The organism is Winogradskyella maritima, from assembly GCF_042650215.1.
In the GTDB taxonomy this organism is placed as follows: Bacteria; Bacteroidota; Bacteroidia; order Flavobacteriales; family Flavobacteriaceae; genus Winogradskyella; species Winogradskyella maritima.
The window spans coordinates 863,431-884,230 of the sequence record NZ_JBHSAT010000004.1 but is presented as its reverse complement, the minus strand read 5'-3'; the positions used below and the strand labels follow the sequence as shown (position 1 = coordinate 884,230).

24 protein-coding genes are annotated in these 20,800 nt (G+C 38.7%); 12 read left to right on the top strand and 12 right to left on the bottom strand.

Features of this window, described 5'->3' with window-relative positions; translation table 11 throughout:
* Positions 1-17 precede the first annotated feature (17 nt).
* Positions 18-1,634, bottom strand: a complete 1,617-nt coding sequence (gene pckA, locus ACFOSX_RS04950) for a phosphoenolpyruvate carboxykinase (ATP) (RefSeq protein ID WP_386097611.1) — start codon at positions 1,632-1,634, stop codon at positions 18-20.
* Positions 1,635-1,699: 65 nt separating this feature from the next.
* Positions 1,700-2,089 (bottom strand): DUF423 domain-containing protein, encoded by a 390-nt coding sequence (locus ACFOSX_RS04945; RefSeq protein ID WP_386097609.1) that lies wholly within the window; start codon positions 2,087-2,089, stop codon positions 1,700-1,702.
* Between the two features lie 79 nt (positions 2,090-2,168).
* Here ACFOSX_RS04945 and ACFOSX_RS04940 point away from each other — a divergent pair, with 79 nt between their 5' ends.
* On the top strand, positions 2,169-3,533 hold the full coding sequence (locus tag ACFOSX_RS04940; RefSeq protein WP_386097607.1) for a saccharopine dehydrogenase family protein: 1,365 nt from the start codon (positions 2,169-2,171) through the stop codon (positions 3,531-3,533).
* A gap of 56 nt (positions 3,534-3,589) precedes the next feature.
* Positions 3,590-4,060, top strand: coding sequence for an Lrp/AsnC ligand binding domain-containing protein (locus tag ACFOSX_RS04935; RefSeq protein WP_386097605.1), 471 nt, complete (start codon positions 3,590-3,592; stop codon positions 4,058-4,060).
* A 94-nt stretch (positions 4,061-4,154) separates the two neighbouring features.
* Here ACFOSX_RS04935 and ACFOSX_RS04930 read toward each other — a convergent pair whose 3' ends face one another.
* The 3 genes from ACFOSX_RS04930 to ACFOSX_RS04920 all read right to left on the bottom strand — a co-directional run bounded on the left by ACFOSX_RS04930 (position 4,155) and on the right by ACFOSX_RS04920 (position 9,090).
* Positions 4,155-4,862, bottom strand: coding sequence for a Bax inhibitor-1/YccA family protein (locus tag ACFOSX_RS04930; RefSeq protein WP_386097603.1), 708 nt, complete (start codon positions 4,860-4,862; stop codon positions 4,155-4,157).
* A gap of 108 nt (positions 4,863-4,970) precedes the next feature.
* Positions 4,971-5,666: a zinc metallopeptidase gene (locus ACFOSX_RS04925; RefSeq protein ID WP_386100220.1), complete on the bottom strand. Its 696-nt coding sequence runs from the start codon at positions 5,664-5,666 to the stop codon at positions 4,971-4,973.
* 97 nt (positions 5,667-5,763) lie between these two features.
* Positions 5,764-9,090, bottom strand: a complete 3,327-nt coding sequence (locus ACFOSX_RS04920) for a leucine--tRNA ligase (protein ID WP_386097601.1) — start codon at positions 9,088-9,090, stop codon at positions 5,764-5,766.
* Positions 9,091-9,208: 118 nt separating this feature from the next.
* On the opposite strand from ACFOSX_RS04920, the gene ACFOSX_RS04915 reads away from it, so the two are divergent.
* The 7 genes from ACFOSX_RS04915 (at position 9,209) to ACFOSX_RS04885 (ending at position 14,088) form a co-directional block, all read left to right on the top strand.
* Positions 9,209-10,087 (top strand): cell division protein FtsX, encoded by an 879-nt coding sequence (locus ACFOSX_RS04915; protein ID WP_386097599.1) that lies wholly within the window; start codon positions 9,209-9,211, stop codon positions 10,085-10,087.
* Positions 10,088-10,238: 151 nt separating this feature from the next.
* Positions 10,239-10,373: a hypothetical protein gene (locus ACFOSX_RS04910; RefSeq protein ID WP_386097597.1), complete on the top strand. Its 135-nt coding sequence runs from the start codon at positions 10,239-10,241 to the stop codon at positions 10,371-10,373.
* A gap of 141 nt (positions 10,374-10,514) precedes the next feature.
* Complete coding sequence (locus tag ACFOSX_RS04905; protein WP_386097595.1) at positions 10,515-10,784, top strand: DUF3098 domain-containing protein; 270 nt, start codon at positions 10,515-10,517, stop codon at positions 10,782-10,784.
* Positions 10,785-10,858: 74 nt separating this feature from the next.
* Positions 10,859-11,650: an undecaprenyl-diphosphate phosphatase gene (locus ACFOSX_RS04900; protein ID WP_386097593.1), complete on the top strand. Its 792-nt coding sequence runs from the start codon at positions 10,859-10,861 to the stop codon at positions 11,648-11,650.
* A complete protein-coding gene (gene truB, locus ACFOSX_RS04895) occupies positions 11,650-12,345 on the top strand; it encodes a tRNA pseudouridine(55) synthase TruB (RefSeq protein WP_386097591.1) in 696 nt (231 codons plus the stop codon). Before ACFOSX_RS04900 ends, truB begins: the two co-directional genes overlap by 1 nt.
* 93 nt (positions 12,346-12,438) lie before the next feature.
* Positions 12,439-13,176: a hypothetical protein gene (locus tag ACFOSX_RS04890; protein WP_386097589.1), complete on the top strand. Its 738-nt coding sequence runs from the start codon at positions 12,439-12,441 to the stop codon at positions 13,174-13,176.
* Between the two features lie 18 nt (positions 13,177-13,194).
* The gene (locus tag ACFOSX_RS04885; RefSeq protein ID WP_386097587.1) at positions 13,195-14,088 is read left to right on the top strand and encodes a hypothetical protein; all 894 of its coding nucleotides are present in this window, start codon (positions 13,195-13,197) and stop codon (positions 14,086-14,088) included.
* Here ACFOSX_RS04885 and ACFOSX_RS04880 read toward each other — a convergent pair.
* The gene (locus tag ACFOSX_RS04880) at positions 14,085-14,711 is read right to left on the bottom strand and encodes a thioredoxin family protein (protein ID WP_386097585.1); all 627 of its coding nucleotides are present in this window, start codon (positions 14,709-14,711) and stop codon (positions 14,085-14,087) included. The genes ACFOSX_RS04885 and ACFOSX_RS04880 overlap by 4 nt on opposite strands.
* A 70-nt stretch (positions 14,712-14,781) precedes the next feature.
* Between ACFOSX_RS04880 and ACFOSX_RS04875 the strand changes: the two genes are divergently transcribed.
* The gene (locus tag ACFOSX_RS04875; protein ID WP_386097583.1) at positions 14,782-15,345 is read left to right on the top strand and encodes a DNA-3-methyladenine glycosylase I; all 564 of its coding nucleotides are present in this window, start codon (positions 14,782-14,784) and stop codon (positions 15,343-15,345) included.
* A 7-nt stretch (positions 15,346-15,352) separates the two neighbouring features.
* On the opposite strand, the gene aat is transcribed toward ACFOSX_RS04875, so the two are convergent.
* From aat to ACFOSX_RS04860, 3 genes are read right to left on the bottom strand one after another with little or no spacing between them, the layout of a single operon-like run.
* On the bottom strand, positions 15,353-15,976 hold the full coding sequence (gene aat, locus ACFOSX_RS04870) for a leucyl/phenylalanyl-tRNA--protein transferase (RefSeq protein WP_386100217.1): 624 nt from the start codon (positions 15,974-15,976) through the stop codon (positions 15,353-15,355).
* 60 nt (positions 15,977-16,036) lie between these two features.
* Entirely contained in the window at positions 16,037-16,414 is a 378-nt protein-coding gene (locus tag ACFOSX_RS04865; protein ID WP_386097581.1) for a DUF3127 domain-containing protein, read from the bottom strand.
* Between the two features lie 40 nt (positions 16,415-16,454).
* A complete protein-coding gene (locus ACFOSX_RS04860) occupies positions 16,455-17,324 on the bottom strand; it encodes a flavin reductase family protein (protein ID WP_386097579.1) in 870 nt (289 codons plus the stop codon).
* A 121-nt stretch (positions 17,325-17,445) separates the two neighbouring features.
* Between ACFOSX_RS04860 and ACFOSX_RS04855 the strand changes: the two genes are divergently transcribed.
* Together ACFOSX_RS04855 and ACFOSX_RS04850 are read left to right on the top strand one after the other, a co-directional pair.
* The gene (locus ACFOSX_RS04855; protein WP_386097577.1) at positions 17,446-18,669 is read left to right on the top strand and encodes a sensor histidine kinase; all 1,224 of its coding nucleotides are present in this window, start codon (positions 17,446-17,448) and stop codon (positions 18,667-18,669) included.
* A gap of 4 nt (positions 18,670-18,673) precedes the next feature.
* Positions 18,674-19,030, top strand: a complete 357-nt coding sequence (locus ACFOSX_RS04850) for a hypothetical protein (protein WP_386097575.1) — start codon at positions 18,674-18,676, stop codon at positions 19,028-19,030.
* Here the strand turns inward: ACFOSX_RS04850 and ACFOSX_RS04845 are convergent.
* From ACFOSX_RS04845 to greA, 3 genes are all read right to left on the bottom strand, one after another.
* Positions 19,027-19,764 (bottom strand): hypothetical protein, encoded by a 738-nt coding sequence (locus ACFOSX_RS04845; protein ID WP_386097573.1) that lies wholly within the window; start codon positions 19,762-19,764, stop codon positions 19,027-19,029. The genes ACFOSX_RS04850 and ACFOSX_RS04845 overlap by 4 nt on opposite strands.
* Before the next feature lie 18 nt (positions 19,765-19,782).
* Complete coding sequence (locus tag ACFOSX_RS04840; RefSeq protein WP_386097571.1) at positions 19,783-20,175, bottom strand: HIT family protein; 393 nt, start codon at positions 20,173-20,175, stop codon at positions 19,783-19,785.
* Positions 20,176-20,304: 129 nt separating this feature from the next.
* Positions 20,305-20,778: a transcription elongation factor GreA gene (greA, locus tag ACFOSX_RS04835; RefSeq protein ID WP_386097569.1), complete on the bottom strand. Its 474-nt coding sequence runs from the start codon at positions 20,776-20,778 to the stop codon at positions 20,305-20,307.
* Positions 20,779-20,800 lie beyond the last annotated feature (22 nt).

Genomic DNA, 20,800 nt, shown 5'->3' with positions numbered 1-20,800 from the left:
GTTTGATATAATCTTAACTAGAAAGCATAGCGCTGTGGTCCACCGCGTCTAATTTCTTCGCTGGCGTTTTTCTCAAATTGTTCAAAGTTTTTGCGAAACGCATTAGATAGTTTAAAAGCCATTGTGTAATAAGCTTCATCATCTTTCCATGTCGCTCTTGGGCTTAATACTTCCGTTGGAACACCATGGCATTGTCTTGGTTGTGCCACACCAAATACTGAGTGTATGTGATAATCTTCGTAATTATAAGATCCCAAATCACCGTTAAGCGCGGCATTGATCATAGCTCGTGTATATTTTAGTTTCATTCGTGTGCCTACACCGTAAGGGCCACCAGTCCAACCTGTATTGACCAGCCAAACATTAACGCCAGCGTCTTTCATCTTTTTGCTCAACATATCCGCATACTTTGTAGGATGCAATGGCATAAAAGGCGCTCCAAAACAAGCCGAGAACGATGGTACCGGCTCAACAACGCCAGCTTCCGTACCAGCCACCTTTGCTGTATAGCCGGAAATAAAGTGATAAGCCGCTTGGCTTGGTGTCAACTTAGAAATAGGAGGCAAAACGCCAAAAGCATCCGCTGTTAAAAAGAAAATGTTCTTCGGATTCTTACCAATTGAAGGTTCCTTTATATTGTCGATATGATAAATTGGATAACTGACCCGTGTGTTCTGAGTAATTGAGGTATCTGAATAATCTACAACGCCGTTGCCATCCATGATGACATTTTCTAAAATGGCTCCTTTTTTAATGGCCCCATAAATCTCAGGCTCTTGCTCTTGAGACAAATTGATCACCTTAGCGTAGCAACCGCCTTCAAAATTAAAGACAGTGTTTTCTTTTGTCCAACCATGTTCGTCATCACCAATAAGGCTACGGTTAGCATCGGTAGACAAGGTTGTTTTTCCTGTACCTGATAATCCAAAGAAAATTGCCGTATCGCCATCCTTCCCTACATTGGCACTACAGTGCATAGGTAAAGTTTCTTTAAATACAGGTAAAATAAAATTCAAAGCAGAGAAAATACCTTTTTTGATTTCTCCAGTATAGCCAGTGCCGCCAATCAAGGCAATTTTTCGAGTAAAGTCTAAAATTGCAAAATTATGTTGTCTAGTGCCATCCTCTTCAGGATTTGCCATAAAGCCAGGCGCATTGACGATCGTCCATTCTGGTTCAAAATTTTCGAGCTCAGCTTCAGTTGGCCTTAAAAACATATTGTGAGCAAACATGTTGCTCCATGGATATTCGTTAATCACACGAATATTCAATCTATAATTATCGTCAGCACAAGCATAACTATCCCTAACGTAAAGTTCTTTTTCAGACAGATAGTCGACTACTTTATCATAAAGCGCTTCAAACTTATCACTATCAAAAGGGATGTTGATATTGCCCCACCAAACTCGGTCTTCGGTCACGGCGTCCTTAACGATAAAACGATCCTTTGGGGATCGTCCTGTAAATTCTCCGGTATTGACTGCCAAGGTTCCTGTTGAACTTTCTTTCCCCTGACCCTTAGCAAGCGTTTCGGCATGCAATTCATCTGACGATAGTTGGTAATTGACTTTGGCATTTTTAATGCCGTATTTATCTAACGAAATCGTTTTCGTTGACGAGGTATGGTTTACCATAATTTGTGTGTTGTTTTATGATGCAAAATTAAAACTTTATTTTAAACAAGGGTGTTTGTTTAACATTAATCCTGCTTCATTTTGAGAATCTTAATCAAAAAGAATAGCCACGCCAGTATTAGCAATAAACCACCAATTGGCGTGATAAATCCTATGATTTTAAAGTCAAACGCGGATAGATTGTTAGTCGCCAATCCGTAAATAGAACCCGAAAAAAACAAGATGCCCAGAACAACTAAAATTCCAATTTGCTTTTTGGCTTTATGAGTGATTTTAGGCATCATACCAACCGCCAAAAGGAACAAGGCATGGTACATTTGGTAGCGTACACCAGTTTCAAACGTTTGTTGCGCTTCAGTATCAATCAGTTTTTCTAATCCATGAGCCGCAAAAGCACCGATAATAATGCCAAGTATGCCTAAAATTGAACCTGTAGTGAGGACAAATTTGTTCATATAAAACTGAGGTTTGGTTTAGGAAACGAAAGACTATTTATTACATTCGTTGCAACAAATTTAGACATAAGATTCCACTATGCGAAAGATTCTCATCATTGGCGCTGGCAAGTCCTCTTCATACTTAATAAAATACCTTTTAGACAAATCCCAATCAGAAAATCTCCATGTCACTATCGGAGATTTAAATGTTGAAAATGCTAAAAAGCTAACCAATAATCACACAAATTCTGATGTGATTCATTTGGATGTGTTTGATGCAAGTTCTAGAATTTCCGCTGTTAAGAATGCAGATATTGTTGTATCTATGCTTCCGGCACGCTTTCATATTGAAGTCGCCAAAGATTGTATCACCTTAGGAAAGCACATGGTCACAGCTTCTTATGTCAGTGACGAAATGCAGGCCTTGGATGAATTAGCCAAGGACAAAGGACTCGTATTTATGAACGAAATTGGAGTTGACCCTGGCATTGACCACATGAGTGCCATGAAGGTTATCGATGAGATACGTGATAAAGGTGGCAAACTTTTATTGTTTGAATCCTTCACTGGAGGCTTGGTAGCACCAGAAAGTGACACTAATCTCTGGAACTATAAATTTACTTGGAACCCTAGAAATGTAGTTGTTGCTGGGCAAGGTGGCGCTGCAAAATTTCTTCAGGAAAACCAATACAAGTATATTCCTTATAATCGCTTATTTAGACGTACCGAGTTTTTAGATGTTGAAGGTTTTGGGCGTTTTGAAGCCTATGCCAATAGAGACTCTCTAAAATACCAAAGTGTTTATGGGCTTGAAGACATCAAGACCCTTTACCGTGGAACTATGCGACGTGTCGGTTTTAGCCGTGCTTGGAATGTTTTTGTACAATTGGGCATGACCGATGACAGCTATGTGATTGAGGATAGTGAAAATATGAGCTATCGCGATTTCGTAAATTCATTCTTGGCGTATAGCCCTACTGACTCTGTAGAATTGAAGTTTAGACACGCTCTAAAAATTGACCAAGACGATATTGTTTGGGACAAATTTATGGAACTAGATATTTTCAGCGCTGAAAAACGTGTTGAACTCAAACGCGCAACACCCGCGCAGATTCTTCAGAAGATATTAATGGACAGCTGGACTTTAGCTCCTGAAGATAAAGACATGATTGTAATGTACCACAAATTTGGGTTTGAACTCAATGGTCAAAAACATCAAATTGATTCTACGATGGTCGCTCTCGGTGAGGACCAAACCTATACAGCAATGGCCAAAACCGTAGGTTTACCGGTAGCGATTGCCACATTGGCTATTTTGAATGGCACTATTTCCACACCTGGTGTACAAATACCGATTACTAAAGAAGTCTATACAACTATTTTGAAGGAGTTGGAATCCTTCGATATTATATTTAACGAAAAAGACACACAATATTTAGGCTATAATCCTTTGCATCAATAGTTTCAATCTGAAATCATTTTGGTACTTTTAACTTTCAAATTTAGAAGAAACTGAACATGAAGGTTAGAAAAGACGGCTTATATATCGACGGCATCGATAAAAAAATATTGCGAGCCTTAATGCAAGATGCGCGTACGCCCATTTTAGAAATTGCGAGAAATGTTGGTATTTCGGGGGCCGCAATTCATCAACGCTTGCGTAAGCTCGAAAAATCGAAACTCTTGGCCGGTTCAAAGTTCGTTGTCAACCCGAAAGTTTTAGGGTACAGCACTATGGCTTTTGTCGGCGTGTATTTGGATAAAGCCGTTAGTAATCCTGAAGCGGTTAAGCAACTTCAGAAAATACCAGAAGTCATAGAGTGTCATTACACTACGGGACATTGGAGTATTTTCTTGAAGATTCTGGCTAAAGACAATGAGCATTTAATGCATGTACTTAATAGCAACATTCAAAGCATTACAGGGGTATCACGAACGGAAACTTTTATATCCCTGCAACAGCAAATTGATCGGCAAATCAAGATCTAAGTTAATTAAACTGTCAGTTCGAGCGGATTCGAGAACTATTAAAAGAAAAATCCCTTTAAATTTCTTTAAAGGGATTCTATATAAATTTCAAATTCTAGTCTCGCGACATAAAAATCTGAAGCACATACCAGAACAATAACATCAAGGAAGCAAATAAACCTAAAGATGCTGGGATATACTCCTCAACACCATATTTAGTCATTAGATTAGATGTTTGATATAAAATTGAGCCTCCAGCCAATAAACACATGGCTACTGAGAACCAAAGGCCTAAATTAAACCCGAATAAGGTTCCAGCGATAATCAGCCCAATGGCGATAAAGAAGCCTATGGTTAATCCCGTTTTTAAGAACGAAAAATCCTTTTTGGTTAAAAACACCACAGCTGTTAATCCCGAGAACAGAAATAGAGTGATGATGGCGGCTTGATTCACTAGTTCTGTACCATCTGGCATATAGATAATAGCGATACCCAATAATGGTACGAAAATGATAGCTTGTGCTAAAATGTAGAGTGTGTACGCTAAATATTGTTTGTTCTTGTCAGCAGTTCTTAAAGCTGTACTCTCCGCATAGTTAGACACAAGCATAAAGCCACCTAGCATCAAAAGCCATTTATAACCTTCGGTCATGGACATCATGAAATTGACGACTGTTGCACTTTGTAACAAGAGGAATTCAAAAAGCACAAAAATGAGAACACCACCTGCAACGTGGGCATAGGTTTTACGATAAAAAGCCATACGTTCAGCATTATCAAGCTGGCCAACGACTACTTTTTCAGTCATTTGATTTTCTAACATAATAATTGTTTTAGTTACTGCAATTTAAAAAAATTGATTGGTCTGTAATAAAAAATCTGCCATTCCCGCAATCTCGGGAATGACAGACCTTATAATGTATTATTCTTCTTAATCTCGACTACCAAACACCTGAAGCGCCCAATATAAGAGCGAAGCCAAGGCTCCGATTGCAGCCACCAAATAGGTACGTGCTGCCCACTTTAAGGCATCTTCTGCACCAGCATATTCTTCTTGAGAAACCATATTCTTGTTCTTTAACCAAGCCAATGCACGATTACTAGCATCATACTCAACTGGCAAAGTCACAAAACTAAATAATGTAGCAAAACCCATAAAAACAAGACCGGCTATAGCAACCCAATAGCCTAAACCAACTCCGGCTGCAGCACCTAATACCAATCCACCAATGACCAACCATTGTGACATGCTAGAGGTTACACTCACAATAGGAACCAAAGCCGAGCGCATCTGTAATGCACTATAGGCTTGAGCATGTTGCACCGCATGACCAACCTCGTGAGCCGCAACGGCTGCAGCAGCCGCATTGCGTTGGTGATACACTGGTTCACTAAGGTTTACGGTTTTGTTTTTGGGATTGTAATGATCTGTCAGTTGTCCTTTTACCGAAATGACCTCAACATCTGTAATGCCATTGTCCGCCAGCATCTTCTCAGCGATTTCTCTACCGCTCATTCCATTTCGTAACTGTACTTTGGAATACTTTGCAAATTTGCGTTTCAGTTGGTTACTAACCAACCAGCTTACCAATGCAATAGCACCGATAAGTATATAATAACCCATCATTCCGTTCATAATTTGAATCTTTAAAATTATACTCTAAAGATAACAAATATCACGCCGATAATGGGGGCTGAAAAACTGTCAGTTTTAACCCTAACGGCTAACCCACAATATTTACAATCTTACCAGGAACTACAATCACCTTTTTAGGCGTTCTACCCTGCAATTGCTCTTGGGTTTTGGGATTAGTTATCACCGCTTTTTCAATCTCATCTTTTGAAAGGTCTAAAGGTAATTCCATTGTAAATCGGGTTTTACCGTTAAAAGAAATTGGGTATTCCTTACTGCTTTCTACCAAATGGCTTTCATCAAACAACGGAAAAGGAGCCGTTGAAATCGATTCTGAATGCCCTAATTGTGACCACAACTCTTCAGCAATATGCGGTGCATAAGGCGAAATTAGAATCAACAAGGGTTCTAGGATGTCTCTGCTCGTACACTTTTGAGCCGTCAATTCATTTACGGCAATCATAAAGGTGGATACCGAGGTATTGAAAGAGAAGTTTTCGATGTCTTCTTGGACTTTTTTAATGGTTTTATGCAATGTTTTTAAAGAAGCCCCATCCGGTTTCCCCGAAGAGGAAGAGTCAGCGCGGAAATTGCCGTTTTCGCCTTGGTGGTATAATTTCCAGAGTTTCTTTAGGAAATTATGGACACCTGTTATACCCGCAGTGTTCCAAGGTTTGTAATGTTCTAATGGACCTAGGAACATTTCGTAGAGTCTTAAGCTGTCGGCGCCGTACTGTTCTACAATATCATCTGGATTAACCACATTGTATTTGGATTTGGACATTTTTTCGACGTCGCGTTTAACTTTGAATGAACCATCTTCTTCAGTAATAAATTCAGCATTTTTAAATTCTGGTCGCCAGTTTTTAAAGGCTTCAATATCTAATTCATCAGATGAATTAACAAAAGAAACATCTGAATGAATTGGAATTAAATTTCTAATTCCAACAGTCTCTAATTCGTGAAGATTAGGCATTTGGGATATGAAATCTGAATGAGTAATATCACCATTTTCAAATAATTTTACCAAAGTTCCCATTCTCTCATTTTCTCTATTTATTATATTCAATGATTTGATTTTTGAATAATCAAAATTGACCAAATTGATTGTTCCAGTACCGTAACTTATACAATCAGCTCCTAATAAACTATTGAATAAGTCTATCTCATTTTTCAAATCACTTAAATCAGAATGAACTATTTTATTTCTAACATTCGCGGAAACAAATACGTTAAAATTATGTAGCCTATAAACAAAAGCACTCGTCCCCAAAATCATCCCTTGGTTAATCAACTTTTTAAAGGGTTCATCCACACCGACAAAACCACGGTCTTTCATAAACTTTACCCAAAAACGTGAGTACAATAAGTGGCCTGTGGCGTGCTCGCTACCACCAATGTATAAATCTACATTTTCCCAATAGTTGAGGGCTTCTTTACTTGCAAAGGTTTCGTCTCGTTGAGAATCCCCGCCTGCCGACAGGCCAGGTTCCATATAGCGGAAGAAGTACCACGAGCTTCCTGCCCAGCCTGGCATGGTGTTCAACTCTAAAGCCCCACCTAACCTCCCCGAAGGGGAGGAATTTTCAAACTCTTCTTTAGACACGACTTTGGCATCATCTCCATATTGTAGCCAATACCATTTTTCAGCACGGCCCAATGGTGGTTCGCCTTCTTCTGTTGGCAGATATTTTTCAACCTCTGGTAAAGTCAATGGTAAATGCTTTAAATCTATCATTTGTGGCATTCCATCAACATAATACACAGGAAAGGGCTCTCCCCAATAGCGCTGACGTGAAAACACCGCGTCGCGCAGTCTGTAGTTAGTTTTTCCTTCGCCTTGACCCAATTGCTCCAATTCGAAAATGGCGCGTTTGCTGGCCTTTTTCATATTCATGCCATTAAGGAAATCACTATTTGCGATTTTTACATTGTCCTTGGATGTGTAGGCTTCTTCAGAAATATCAACGCTATCGAAGATATTCGGAATTGGAATATTAAAATGTTTTGCAAAATCATAATCGCGCTGGTCGCCACAAGGTACGGCCATTACGGCACCTGTTCCGTAGCTCGCCAGTACATAATCGCCAATCCAGATTGGCACAGGTTCTTTAGTAAACGGATGCTCGGCATAAGCGCCTGTAAACACACCAGAAATGGTTTTGACATCCGCCATACGGTCGCGCTCACTACGTTTTGCCGTAGCTTCAACATAAGCCTCGACTTCTGCCTTTTGTTCGGGCGTTGTGATTTTTGAGACGAGTTCGTGTTCTGGGGCGAGGGTCATAAAGGAAACGCCGAAGATGGTGTCGGGTCTTGTTGTAAAAACGTCCACAAATAAGGTTTCTGAAGGAAGAGATTGCCACGCTTCGCTCGTAATGAGCTTAAAGGACACAGACGAACCAACCGATTTACCAATCCAGTTGCGTTGACTTTCCTTTAGAGAATCTGTCCAGTCGATGGTATCTAAACCTTGAAGTAATCGCTCCGCATAGGCCGAAATACGCATACTCCATTGGGTCATTTTCTTTCGGATAACGGGATGACCACCACGTTCCGACACACCATTCACGATTTCGTCATTTGCTAAAACCGTCCCTAATGCTGGGCACCAATTGACTTCGGTTTCCGCCAAATAAGTTAGTCTATATTTTAGTAAAACTTGTTGTTGTTCAGCAGATGACATGGCTTTCCAATCGTCTGATGAAAAAGTTTCTATGTTATCATCACAAGCTGTATTGACATTAGCGTTACCTTCAGATTCAAAAATTGAAGTCAATTCTGAAATCGGCTTCGCTTTATCGGCATCAAAACAGTAGTAAGATTCAAACAGTTGAATGAAAATCCACTGTGTCCATTTATAATATTCAGGATTACTGGTTCGTACTTCACGACTCCAATCGAACGAAAATCCAATCTGGTCTAGTTGACGACGGTAACCTTGAATTATTTTTCCTTTATAATCATCTTCGGTAGCAAAAGGCGGTAATCCATTTTTATATTCCGGAAGTAAAGCTTCATTTTTTACTGTATTGTCTTCATTTATGAACTCACTCTTAAGCTTTCCATTGTCGTCTAAAACACCATCTATATTAATATTTGTAGTGTCTCTTGGGTGCTGACCAGTTTGAATTGCATATTGCTCTGCAGGAAGCCCAAAACTGTCATAGCCCTGAGGATGCAAGACATTGAAGCCTTTATGACGTTTGTAACGTGCATAGATATCCGAGGCAATATAACCCAGGGGATGACCAACATGAAGCCCAGCACCACTTGGATACGGAAACATATCCAAAACATAATATTTAGGAGCCCCCTCCAACTCCCCCGAAAGGGGAGGGTTTTGTGCCTTGAATGTTTCATTCTTAGCCCAATAGTCTTGCCATTTTTTTTCAATGGTATTGAAATCGTATCTCATGGTCGCATCGCTTACAAGTCGGCAAATTTAGTGGTATTACAACACATTTAAAAACTAAACGTTGTAATACTCAGCAAAACTAAATTCTTTTATATTTTTACGACAATAATTGCATTTTATGGCTTCATCTTTTGATTCTTATCAAAAACGAAAACTCGTTTCTTCATATATTTCAGTGGTCATCAGTATCGCACTTGTCCTATTTCTTTTGGGCTGTTTGGGCTTATTGGTGATTAATTCGAAAAAAGTAGCAGACCATTTTAAGGAACAGGTTGTTATGACGATATATATCAATGACACCGCAAAAGAAGTCGAAGTCAATCAACTGAAAAAAAGTTTGGCCATGGCGGATTACTCCAAAGAAGCAGTCTACGTTTCGAAGGAAGACGCAGCTGAGCTCATGAAAGCCGAAAATGGCGAAGACTTCATGAATTTTCTAGGGTTCAATCCATTGAAAAATTCAATTGACGTCTTTCTAAAAGCCGATTTCGTCACCTCGGAAAAACTGACCGAAATCTCAGATGAACTCACCCAGAAAGATTTTGTAGAAGAGGTACGCTACGATAATGACTTAGTGGAACTTATGAATGATAACGTAAAGAAAATTTCACTTTGGGTGCTTATCATTAGTGCTCTGTTTACGCTGATTGCTGTGCTTTTGATTAACAGTTCCATTAGACTTGCTGTATATTCTAAGCGTTTTATCATTAAAACGATGCAGATGGTAGGTGCGACCAAAACTTTCATACGCCGTCCGTTTATCTGGCAAAGTGTAAAGTTGGGTATTGTCGGAGCTATCGTTGCTTTGATAGGTATGGCCGTGGTTCTTTATTATTCGGACCAAACATTTCCGGAGTTACAATTGCTTCAAAATACAGTCTTGATTATCGCTTTATTTATCGGAATTTTTATCCTCGGCGTTATCATCACTTGGATTAGCACATTTATTGCCACACAACGGTTTTTAAACTTGAAGACCGACCAACTTTACTATTAATTAACAGATTCTTCTGTCTTAATTAACGCGTTTTTAACGTCCAGCCCACAATACTCAGCGTAAATATTAGTTATACAGAAAACTGTATTTATAAGCTATTGACACAACTATACGCTAACCAATTTTTGTTTAATTAAAAACCTTGGTCATTATGAATCGTATAGTATTTGTGGGATTGTGTTTGGTGGGATTGGCGATTTTTTTATTTGCCCAGCATAACAGCGAGCAACCCAAAAAAGTAGAACACAAAATCGTAAAAGCTGAAGTGCCTGAAAATTTTAGGTAACACAGCAATAATCAGGAGAAATGCCCGAATGGGATATTTGGTGAGCCAAATGTTTGATTCGGGCTTTATTTTTTGATTCCATTATGAATCAATTTGCCTTAAAATCATTTAATTTGCACAAGTTCTATTAGACAACACCCAATGGGAGAGAAAAAACGCAAATCTGAAAACAAACCCGATTTCATTTTCGGGAAGAAAAACTATAAGTGGTTGTTTATAGGCTTGGCCTTTATCGCTGTTGGATTTATCTTGATGTCTGGTGGTGGCAGTGACGACCCAAATGTTTATAGTGATGCCATTTTTAGCTGGAGACGCATCCGCTTGGCACCGACGCTTATTCTTATTGGTTTTGGGATTCAAGTGTACGCCATTCTTTTAAATCCGAATAAGGATTCAAATTCCGAATCTTAAATTTCAATATTCAAATTCTGCATTTTACCCCTTCCATCTTGGAAATTGGGTTTTGAAGATTGATATTTGCGCCTATGGAAATCATCGATGCAATCATTCTTGGTATCATCCAAGGCCTCACAGAATTTTTACCTGTATCATCTAGTGGTCATCTCGAATTAGGGAAAGCTATTTTGGGCGATAATTCCATTCCTGAAGAAAGTTTGCTATTTACCGTAGTGCTTCACTTTGCAACAGCGTTGAGTACTATTGTGGTATTCCGAAAAGATATTCTGAGCTTGATCAAAGGCGCCCTAAAATTTGAATGGAACGACGACCTGCAATTTATCTCAAAAATTGCGCTGAGTATGATTCCTGCCGTGGTGGTTGGCTTATTTTTTGAAGAACAATTAGAAGCTTTGTTTGGAGGTAACATTATGCTTGTTGGCTTTATGCTCATCATCACTGCTATCCTTCTATTTTTAGCAGATAAAGCCAAAGACACCAATAAAAAAGTAAGTTTCTCCAATGCCTTTATTATAGGAATTTCTCAAGCCATAGCCATGTTACCAGGTATTTCGCGCTCTGGCGCTACGATTTCAACCTCAGTACTTCTAGGGAATGACAAAACCAAAGCGGCCCGATTCTCATTTTTAATGGTTGTACCATTGATTTTTGGGAAGATTGCCAAAGATGTATTGAGTGGTGATTTAACGTACGAAGCGTCAAACTTTACATCACTGAGTATAGGATTCGTAGCGGCCTTTATATCTGGACTATTTGCCTGCACTTGGATGATTGCTCTAGTTAAGAAAAGTAAACTCTCATATTTTGCGATTTACTGCGTTATTGTTGGCGTCACGGCTATAATCTGGTCCCTACTCTAATGAAAACCGAGGCCGATTTTAAAGACGGGCAAGTATTGCTCATTGACAAGCCGTTGACTTGGACCTCTTTTCAAGCTGTCAATAAATTGCGTTGGGCGATTCGTCAAGCCTATAAAATCAAAAAGATAAAAGTTGGGCATGCAGGGACGTTAGACCCATTGGCAACTGGGCTTTTGATTATCTGTACAGGAAAAATGACCAAACAGATAAACACCTTTCAAGGCCAGGCGAAAACCTATACGGGTACAATTACTTTAGGCGGAACAACGCCATCGTACGATTTAGAATCAGAAATCGACCATAGCTTTCCCACCGACCACATTACTGAAGATTTGATTCACGAAACCACCAAACAATTCATCGGACAGATAGAACAATATCCGCCTGTGTTTTCAGCATTAAAGAAAGACGGAAAACGCTTGTATAACTATGCCCGTGCTGGAGAAGATGTAAAAATTGACCCGCGCCAGATTGAAATTTCGGAATTTAGCATTACACATATTGAAGGGAACGACCTCCAATTTAAAGTACAATGCAGTAAAGGCACCTATATTCGGTCGTTGGCGCACGATTTTGGAAAAGCCTTGAATTCTGGCGCACACCTTTCGGCATTGCGTCGTACACAAATTGGCGATTTTAAGGTCGAAGATGCACTGTCCCCAGAAGAATTTATTGCCAGCTTACCCTCATTTTAGCATAGTATTTGCACCTCTTTTTTTTGAAAAATCGATTTCAGCACTATATTCGTATATAAGAAGGGTATTAAAAAGAACCCATTATTTGCAATTTTGAAACTTGTAGACCAGCATAAAGCCTTTATTCTCACGTTCCTTGTTATAGGGATTGTGGTGCTTGGTATGTTCAGTTTTCACTTGAAGAAGCATGCCGAATTTAGAGCCGAAAGTCAATATTTGGTAGAGCCAAAAACCGAAGAGGAAATTGCCCAAGAGCTCAAAGATTTGGCTGATGCCAATATCCCAACCACAAATAAAGCATTTAATGAAGACCAGGAATTCAAACAGATGATGAAGAACTTCAAAACTGTAAGTTCCGATGATTTTGAACGCAATACGGCAGAGGAAACTGCACCAAATGAAAGTGATGTTACCGAAGAACTGAATACCAACGATTCGTATAGTGATAATAATGGCTACGCCCTCAAAAAAGACGAAAAGGAATCTTTTAATAAACTAAAAGACATTCTGAAAAAGCGAAGTAAAAACGTGAATCAGGCTGATGAACACGCGTCTGGCAACAGTACATTGACCTATTCTTTAAAAGACCGCGTTTTAGAAAGCTACAAAACACCACGTTATTTATGCGAGGAAGGCGGAAAGGTTGTCGTTTCTATTCAAGTGAATCAAATCGGCGAAGTAGTTGATGCAAGTATCAATGGTGCGTCTACAGCTTCAGACCAATGTTTGATTGACCATGCGATAGATTATGCAAAAACGGTTCGGTTCAATGAGGGTTCAAAGCCAAAACAGATTGGCACGATTACGTTTTTGTTTAGGGCGAAAGGTTAAGGTCATATAATATTAAAAATGAGAACTACTTTTTTCATCAGAGTTACTTTTACTATTATTTCAATGTCCGTTATTTTTATTTCTTGCTCTAACACATCCAATAGCAAAGTATCAAATCAATCGGAAGAAGGTGTACAGTTAAATTGGAAAGTTTCAGAAAATGACACCCTAGTCTACAGAACCGTTATAAATCAAATTGAAGATTCATCTCAAGATATACTAAATGGTATTGACAGTGTAAACTCAAAGAATGACAATTTTTCAAGAGAGTTTTACGAAAAAATTAAAGGTCTATACAACGATACTAATTTGACGACAACATTAACAAATTCCAAAAATTTTGATAATGTATTAAATATTGAAACTATAGCTGGGTCAAGAAAGAATGATTCAATAAAAAACAGCAGTCAACCTACACCGTTAATAGCTGGAACAGTTCTAAGGGGGTCAATATACAAAACAGGTTCTTTACATAGTTTTTGGTTAAAACGCACTCAAAAAAACGTTGTTTCTCTTTTCTTCGAATTACCAGAAAAACATTTAGAAAAGGGAGATTCTTGGTCTTTAAATAATGTGAATTTTCTAAATAACAGTCAAGATTTTATTTGTAGAAAAGCTGAAAAGAAAAATCATATTACTTTAAACGAAATCATAGAGAAAGAAGGCCGAAGTGTAGCCATAATTGAATACGACTTACTAGAGTTTGTTTCAGGCGAATCCTCTTCAACTTCACTTTTCTCAACTAAAGAAGAAGGCACTAAAACGGAAATGACATTCGTATTTAAAGCGCAAGCTGAGTTTTCAATAGATGAAGGGAAATGGATTTCCTACAATGGAATTATGTCCTTAAAGTCTAGTGGTATGATTAATCTAAATCAGAAACAAAAATTTGCACTTATAGAGCAAGACTAACCCTTAGACTTCAAAAACGCCACCAAATCCGCAATTACAGTCTGCCCCTTATCATTGTTATACCAACGCTGTAAATCCTCTTTAAATTCTGGTGTGAGTTTGCCTTGTGCTTCTTTGTAATCATTAACCAATTTTGTGGCTAAAGAAGGCCTTGGGCCAAATGAACCAACAATGTCTTCAGATGCATCATCAATCATTACCACTTTAGGAATGGACTTTCCGCCATTAGTTAAAAATTGATTCATCAAATCTTCGTTCTCATCCCTTAAAACCACACGATAGGTAATATTCGGGTTGAGTTCGGCGACCTTGTTGATGACCGGCATAATGTGGGCGGCGTCGCCACACCAGCTTTCGGTTAGCACCAACCACGTTAATCGGCCTTCAAAATTTTTGATGACAGCTTGGTCCGCGTCAGATACCTTAACGGTTTTGTCCCAACGTTTCATACGTCGGTCGTTCAGCATGGTATAATTCACCATAGCTTCAGATTTATCTGGGCCTGTTGTTGATTGCACTTCCGTTAATTCTGAAACTAATGCGCGGTATTCAGAATAGGATTGACTGCTTTTTAAGCTGTCGGATATGATGGTATTCAGTTTCGTTTTCTCTAATGTTTCCATAGTGCAAATTTACGTCACTCATTTCAAAATGACTTAGTACCTTAGTCCAACAATAAATAAATCCTTACACATGGCAAATCACAGATGTGGCTGGTGCGCTGGTGACGCACTTTACGAGGCTTATCACGATGAAGAATGGGGCGTTCCCGTATATGATGACGACACCTTGTTTGAGTTTTTGATTCTCGAAACCTTCCAAGCAGGATTGAGCTGGATTACCATTTTGCGTAAACGCGAAAACTTTAGAAAAGCCTTCGATAATTTCGATTATAAGAAAATTGCCAAGTACGATGCCCAGAAAATTGACAGGCTTCTACAAGATGCAGGTATCATCCGGAATAAACTGAAAATAAATGCTACCATTAGCAATGCGAAAGCGTTTATGGACGTGCAAAAAGAGTTTGGCTCATTCTCAGACTACATCTGGACATTCACCGACGGCAAGCCCATAAAAAACAGTTTTAAACATTATAAAGATGCGCCCGCCAACACGCCATTGAGTGATGCCATTAGCAAGGATTTAAAAAAGCGAGGCTTTAAATTTGTGGGCTCTACCGTGGTTTATGCGCACATGCAAGCCACAGGCATGGTTAATGACCATGAGGTGGGGTGTTTTAGGTATGATGAAGTCTAAACTCCTTTTACAAAAAACTTATAAACTCTTGTCTTGGAATCAGTTTTGCGCCCAAACTTTCTAAATGAGGCGTATGGATTTGGCAGTCTATCAATTTAAAATTGCTCTGCTGTATGAAGGAAATAAAACCGTATTTGCTAGCATTACTTTTTAGAGCAAACATACTTTCGCCACAAAACATCCCATTTTTTAAATCGATACCATACAAACCACCAACCAATTCATCGCCTTCCCAAACCTCAACAGAAGTAGCATACCCGAGTTCGTGTAATTTTAGGTAAGAGGTTTTCATTTCTGATGTAATCCAAGTACCGGCTTGGCCGTCGCGTTTTATGTTAGCGCAGTGCGAAATGACTTGTTCAAATTGTTCGTTAATTGTTATTTGGAATTTTGAAGTTTTCAAGAGTTGCTTCATACTTTTTGAGACTTTCAACTCGTTTGGAAACAGTACAAATCGTGGGTCGGGCGACCACCATAGAATAGCTTCGCCTTCTTCAAACCAAGGAAATATTCCACGAGAATAGGCATGTAATAAGCGCTCTGGGGACAAATCACCACCAACGGCCAAAAGACCATCATGAGTAGCTTTGGAGACATCCGGGAATTCTATGCGTTGGTCTAAAAAGTGCATGCAATAAAATACGAAAAAAGCCACGACGAGCGTGGCTTTCAAATTTATATTTTTTGTGGACTAGAACGGTAAATCGTCGTGGTCATCACTATTTAAATCTCCTGCGGGCTCAAAAGCATCCGTCGGTGGTACAGGTGGCATATCGCTACCGCCTTGCTCGGCTTGTACGGCTTCAATTCTCCAACCTTGGATAGAGTTAAAATACTTAGTTTCGCCTTGTGGATTAACCCACTCACGGCCTCTAAGGTTGATGTTTACTTTTACTTGTTGTCCTACTTGATAATTGTTTAATAAGTCCGTCTTATCCTGAACAAATTCCACCATAATGTGCTGTGGATATTGCTCTTCCGTCGTTACCACAACTTCTCTTTTTCTAAAACCATTGCTTCCAAAAGTCTGGGTTTCTCCAATCATTTTAATGCGTCCTTGTACTTCCATCGTAAATATTTATTGTATTAATGTATTCAAATTTAGCTGGCTACGAAAGTAATAACTTCCAAGCACTTTCTACGTCTCCAAAGCTCAAATAATTTTGAGCTATTTTATGTTTTTCGAGCGTTTCTGTGGTTCTTAAATTCGGATAGCGCTCCCCAACTTCAGAAATAAAGGCTTCAACTACTTCTTGACTAGGCAAAGCTTCAACATTGGCTAGCATGCCGAGGTCGTTTCCTGTTAAAACAGTACTGTTTTTTATGCTTTCTGGCAAACTATCAACACCAATTCCTAAACTAGATAATGGCTTAGGAATTTCAAAAAAGCCTGATTTCGCCCTGCTGTAATAACTACCTCCGGCACGGGAGACCAAGTCTAATTTTTCCTGATTAATACTCTCGTCCTCATTTAAAACCTCTTCCGAAATATGGAACTTAACGACTTCACATAGTATTAAATTTCCTGCGCCACCTCCCTTACCTAATTTTATGATGTTATTGACCTTGCATTCAAACTGAACGGGCGCTTCACCAACCCTAAACGGCTTTATCTCATCGGAAGGTAACATGCTGAGTCCCGCTTTTTCGAATTCGTTGACACCTTCAGGATACTCGGTACTGCTCAATGACATTTGGTGCACCAAATCATAGTTCACCACATTTATGACCACTTCGGGCACAGCTTCCACATTTTCCAAAGTATGCTTTGTGGTATTGTTTCGTACGCGTCTTGCCGGTGAGAAAATCATGATGGGCGGATTGGCACTAAACACATTAAAAAAGCTGAAGGGCGAAAGATTTGGTCGGCCCTCAGCATCGATTGTACTTGCAAAAGCAATAGGTCTGGGCGCCACAGCGCTCAATAAGTAACCATGTAATTTTGGCGTCGCCAAGTCTTTGGCAGTAAAAGATTTCATTGAAAAAAGCGTTTCCCAAATATAACCAATCTCAAAAGGTTTTTAGGTTTCGTCGAAGGACTTATCCACAATATTTTCCGAAGAAATGCATTATATTTAAAATCAGAAATTAAAGCACTACATGGCGCTACCCACAAAACGAAATGCCCTGCGATGGATAATGATTATCTCCTCGTTTGTCATTGTCTCCCTCATTCTTTGGAACACCTATACCTTCTTTCAGTATTTTAAGGCTGAAGAGCGCGCCAAAATGAAGAGTTGGACTTTTGCGTATAATGAATATGTTGAAAATCTGACTACTAACCCTGAAAACCCTGATGACTTTGAAGTTAATGAAGTGGCTCAGTACATTGTTCTTGATTCTACAATTAACACGCCTATGTTGTTAGTAGATAAAAACAATGACATAGAACGATTTAGAAATATTTTCGCTCCCAATAAATACCGTGGGGAAGGTGATTTTGTACAACGTTTGAATGATAGTCTCGACGAATCTTTCGTTTTTGAGAATAAAAATATGCTCTTAGAAAAATTGAAACGGGAAAACGAGCCCTTGTATATTGAAGAACTCAATCAAACTTTATATTATGGCAACTCTCCTCTTTTAAAAAAATTAAAGTATTATCCACTCGCCCTTTTGCTTATCATTCTTCTCTTTGGGGCTGTGGTCTATTTCTTTTACCGAAGTTCTAAAAATGCAGAACAGAATAAACTTTGGACGGGTATGGCCAAGGAAACGGCCCATCAAATTGGGACACCCTTATCTTCTTTAATCGGTTGGACTGAAATCCTAAAGAGCGAACAGGTAAATCCTGACTACATTTCAGAAATCGAAAAAGATGTTGACCGCTTGCAAACCATTACCGAGCGCTTTAGTAAGATTGGTTCCGTGCCTACCTTGAAACAAGAAGATATTGTGGCTGTCACGGAAGACACTTTTAGTTACCTGAAAGCTCGAAGTTCAAAATTGATTGATTTTAAAAGTTCTATTCCCAATACAGAAATACTAGTAAACCTCAATGCGCCGTTATATAGCTGGACGATTGAAAATCTTGTGAAAAATGGTATCGACGCCATGAAGGGAAAAGGCACTATTAATCTGGAACTTAAGCAACAAGGAAAACAGGTGATTATTTGTGTTTCCGACACCGGAAAAGGTATCCCGAAATCTAAATTTAATACTATTTTTCAACCTGGATTTACAACAAAAACCCGAGGTTGGGGCTTAGGTTTATCCCTTGTCAAACGTATTATTGAAGAATACCACAATGGGAAAATAAAAGTACTTAATTCTGAGTTGAACAAAGGCACGACCTTTCAGATTTCGTTAAAAGTTTTATCTTAGACTTATGGCATCAACCGATTATTTTACGCTAAAAGACGTACAGTTAAAGAACAATTGTCCAGAATGTTACAGCAACGATGGATTGCATTTAACTTTTAAGCAAAAGATGACTGACAATGTATTTGTGAAGGCCATTACGGAAGACACCAAGCATGAGATGCATTGTAAAACCTGTAATACAGAGATTTTTCCTGTCCGTTGGGATGATGATATAGAACGTGTTGTAGCCTATCACGAACGTGCTGTGGTTCCCAAAAAGAAATCCTTTAAACTAAAGCCTTTGGCTTATGCGTTTATTATTGTAGACCTCTTGATAATTATTGGGATTGTTTTGTTTGTGACTGGGATTATTGAAATCTAATTAGTCTCCAAATAGTTATAACTCTGTAAGAAATAGGTTTTTATTTCTTTTTCAAGAAACTGGTTGAAGTCTATATTTTCTCCTCTTTCAAAAGAGAGTTTAGCCATTGTATACGCAATAACTTGTTCGGGTAAATAGCCTTGAGCACTCGACTGCCACCCTCCTCCATCAAAAGTACTAAACGTTGAAAAATCAAAACGACTGTTCCCTAAGAAAATTCCATAACCATAAGTTATAGCGACCAGATCCGTTAAATATTCATCATTTTTTTCAATTCTATTTTCTCCAATCAGTATTTGGTGTGCTAATTCGTGTGCTATTGTTGCGATTAATGAAATCGTTCTTTTTAGTTGCTCACGCTCAATGTAAATCTTTAATTCTCCATCTTTCATTTCATATATCCCTGCAGCACTATCCCAAGAACCATCGATTTCTTCGGATGGTGTAGTTAGTATAGAACCGTCTTCTGAATGAACTGCATTGTCAGAAAAGAATTCTAATTCAATATCTACATCCTTAATGCACATTAACTCCATAGTTCGCTTCAAAATAAAATGAGCGTCATCCTCAGTTCCATCAAATGTCCTATTGTAAAAATCTTTGGTTGGAGTAACTGTCTTTATTTCTAAGAAATGTCTTTCACTTAGTTCACTGCGCAACCATTTTAAGCAATCGTCGACCCAAGCCTTATCTTCTGAAGTAATAGGTAATTTTGGTTTCTTTTTCCAGAACATCAATCGAAAAAAATTAAGTTAACTCAATTGAGAAGCAATCCGTTGGGCCGTAGTCTCAAATTCTTCTGGTGTCATCTTGGTTTTGGACGTAAATCGCGCATCTTCCATACCGTGAAGAGGAATAAGATGGATGTGAGCGTGTGGTACTTCCAAACCAATGACGGTCATACCAACACGTTTACAGGGAATGGCTTTTTCAATGGCCTTGGCGACTTTTCTAGAAAATTCCATGAGTCCAGCATAAGTCTCTTCGTCTAAATCAAATAGCTTATCGACCTCTTGCTTTGGAATGCACAATGTGTGTCCTTTAGTGTTGGGATTGATATCTAAAAACGCATAAAAATCATCAGTCTCAGCAATTTTATACGAAGGAATCTCGCCATTTATAATTTTTGTAAAAATCGAAGCCATTTTTGATGTTATTTCTAGTAAAGATAAAAGATTCTTTGAAAGATGATTTTGTTATTAAAGAACTAGACCTGTCAGGTTTTAAAAACCTGACAGGTCTGTGATAATATTCTCAAAATGAACCTTGGTATGTTATCTCGAAATTTCCAAAATATCAAATTTCATTATGCCATTTGGTACTTGTATTTCTGCAATATCACCAACAGATTTTCCTAATAAACCTTTACCAATAGGTGAGTTTACTGAAATCTTACCAGAGGCCAAATCGGCTTCACTTTCTGCCACCAAGGTATAGGTCATTTCCATACCATTTGTTTGGTTTTTAATCTTTACAATTGACAAGGCCAAAACTTTAGACGTATCTAATTGCGACTCATCAATTACGCGTGCATTGGCTAGAGTCTCTTCCATTTTAGAAATCTTCATTTCCAACATACCTTGCGCCTCTTTGGCCGCATCGTATTCTGCATTTTCACTCAAATCGCCCTTGTCTCTTGCCTCTGCAATCGCTTGTGATGCTTTTGGGCGCTCTATATCCTTAAGCTGATTTAGCTCTTCTCTTAATTTTTTTAATCCTTCCGCTGTATAGTATGATACTTTACTCATAATTCTGTCGTTTAATCGTTAT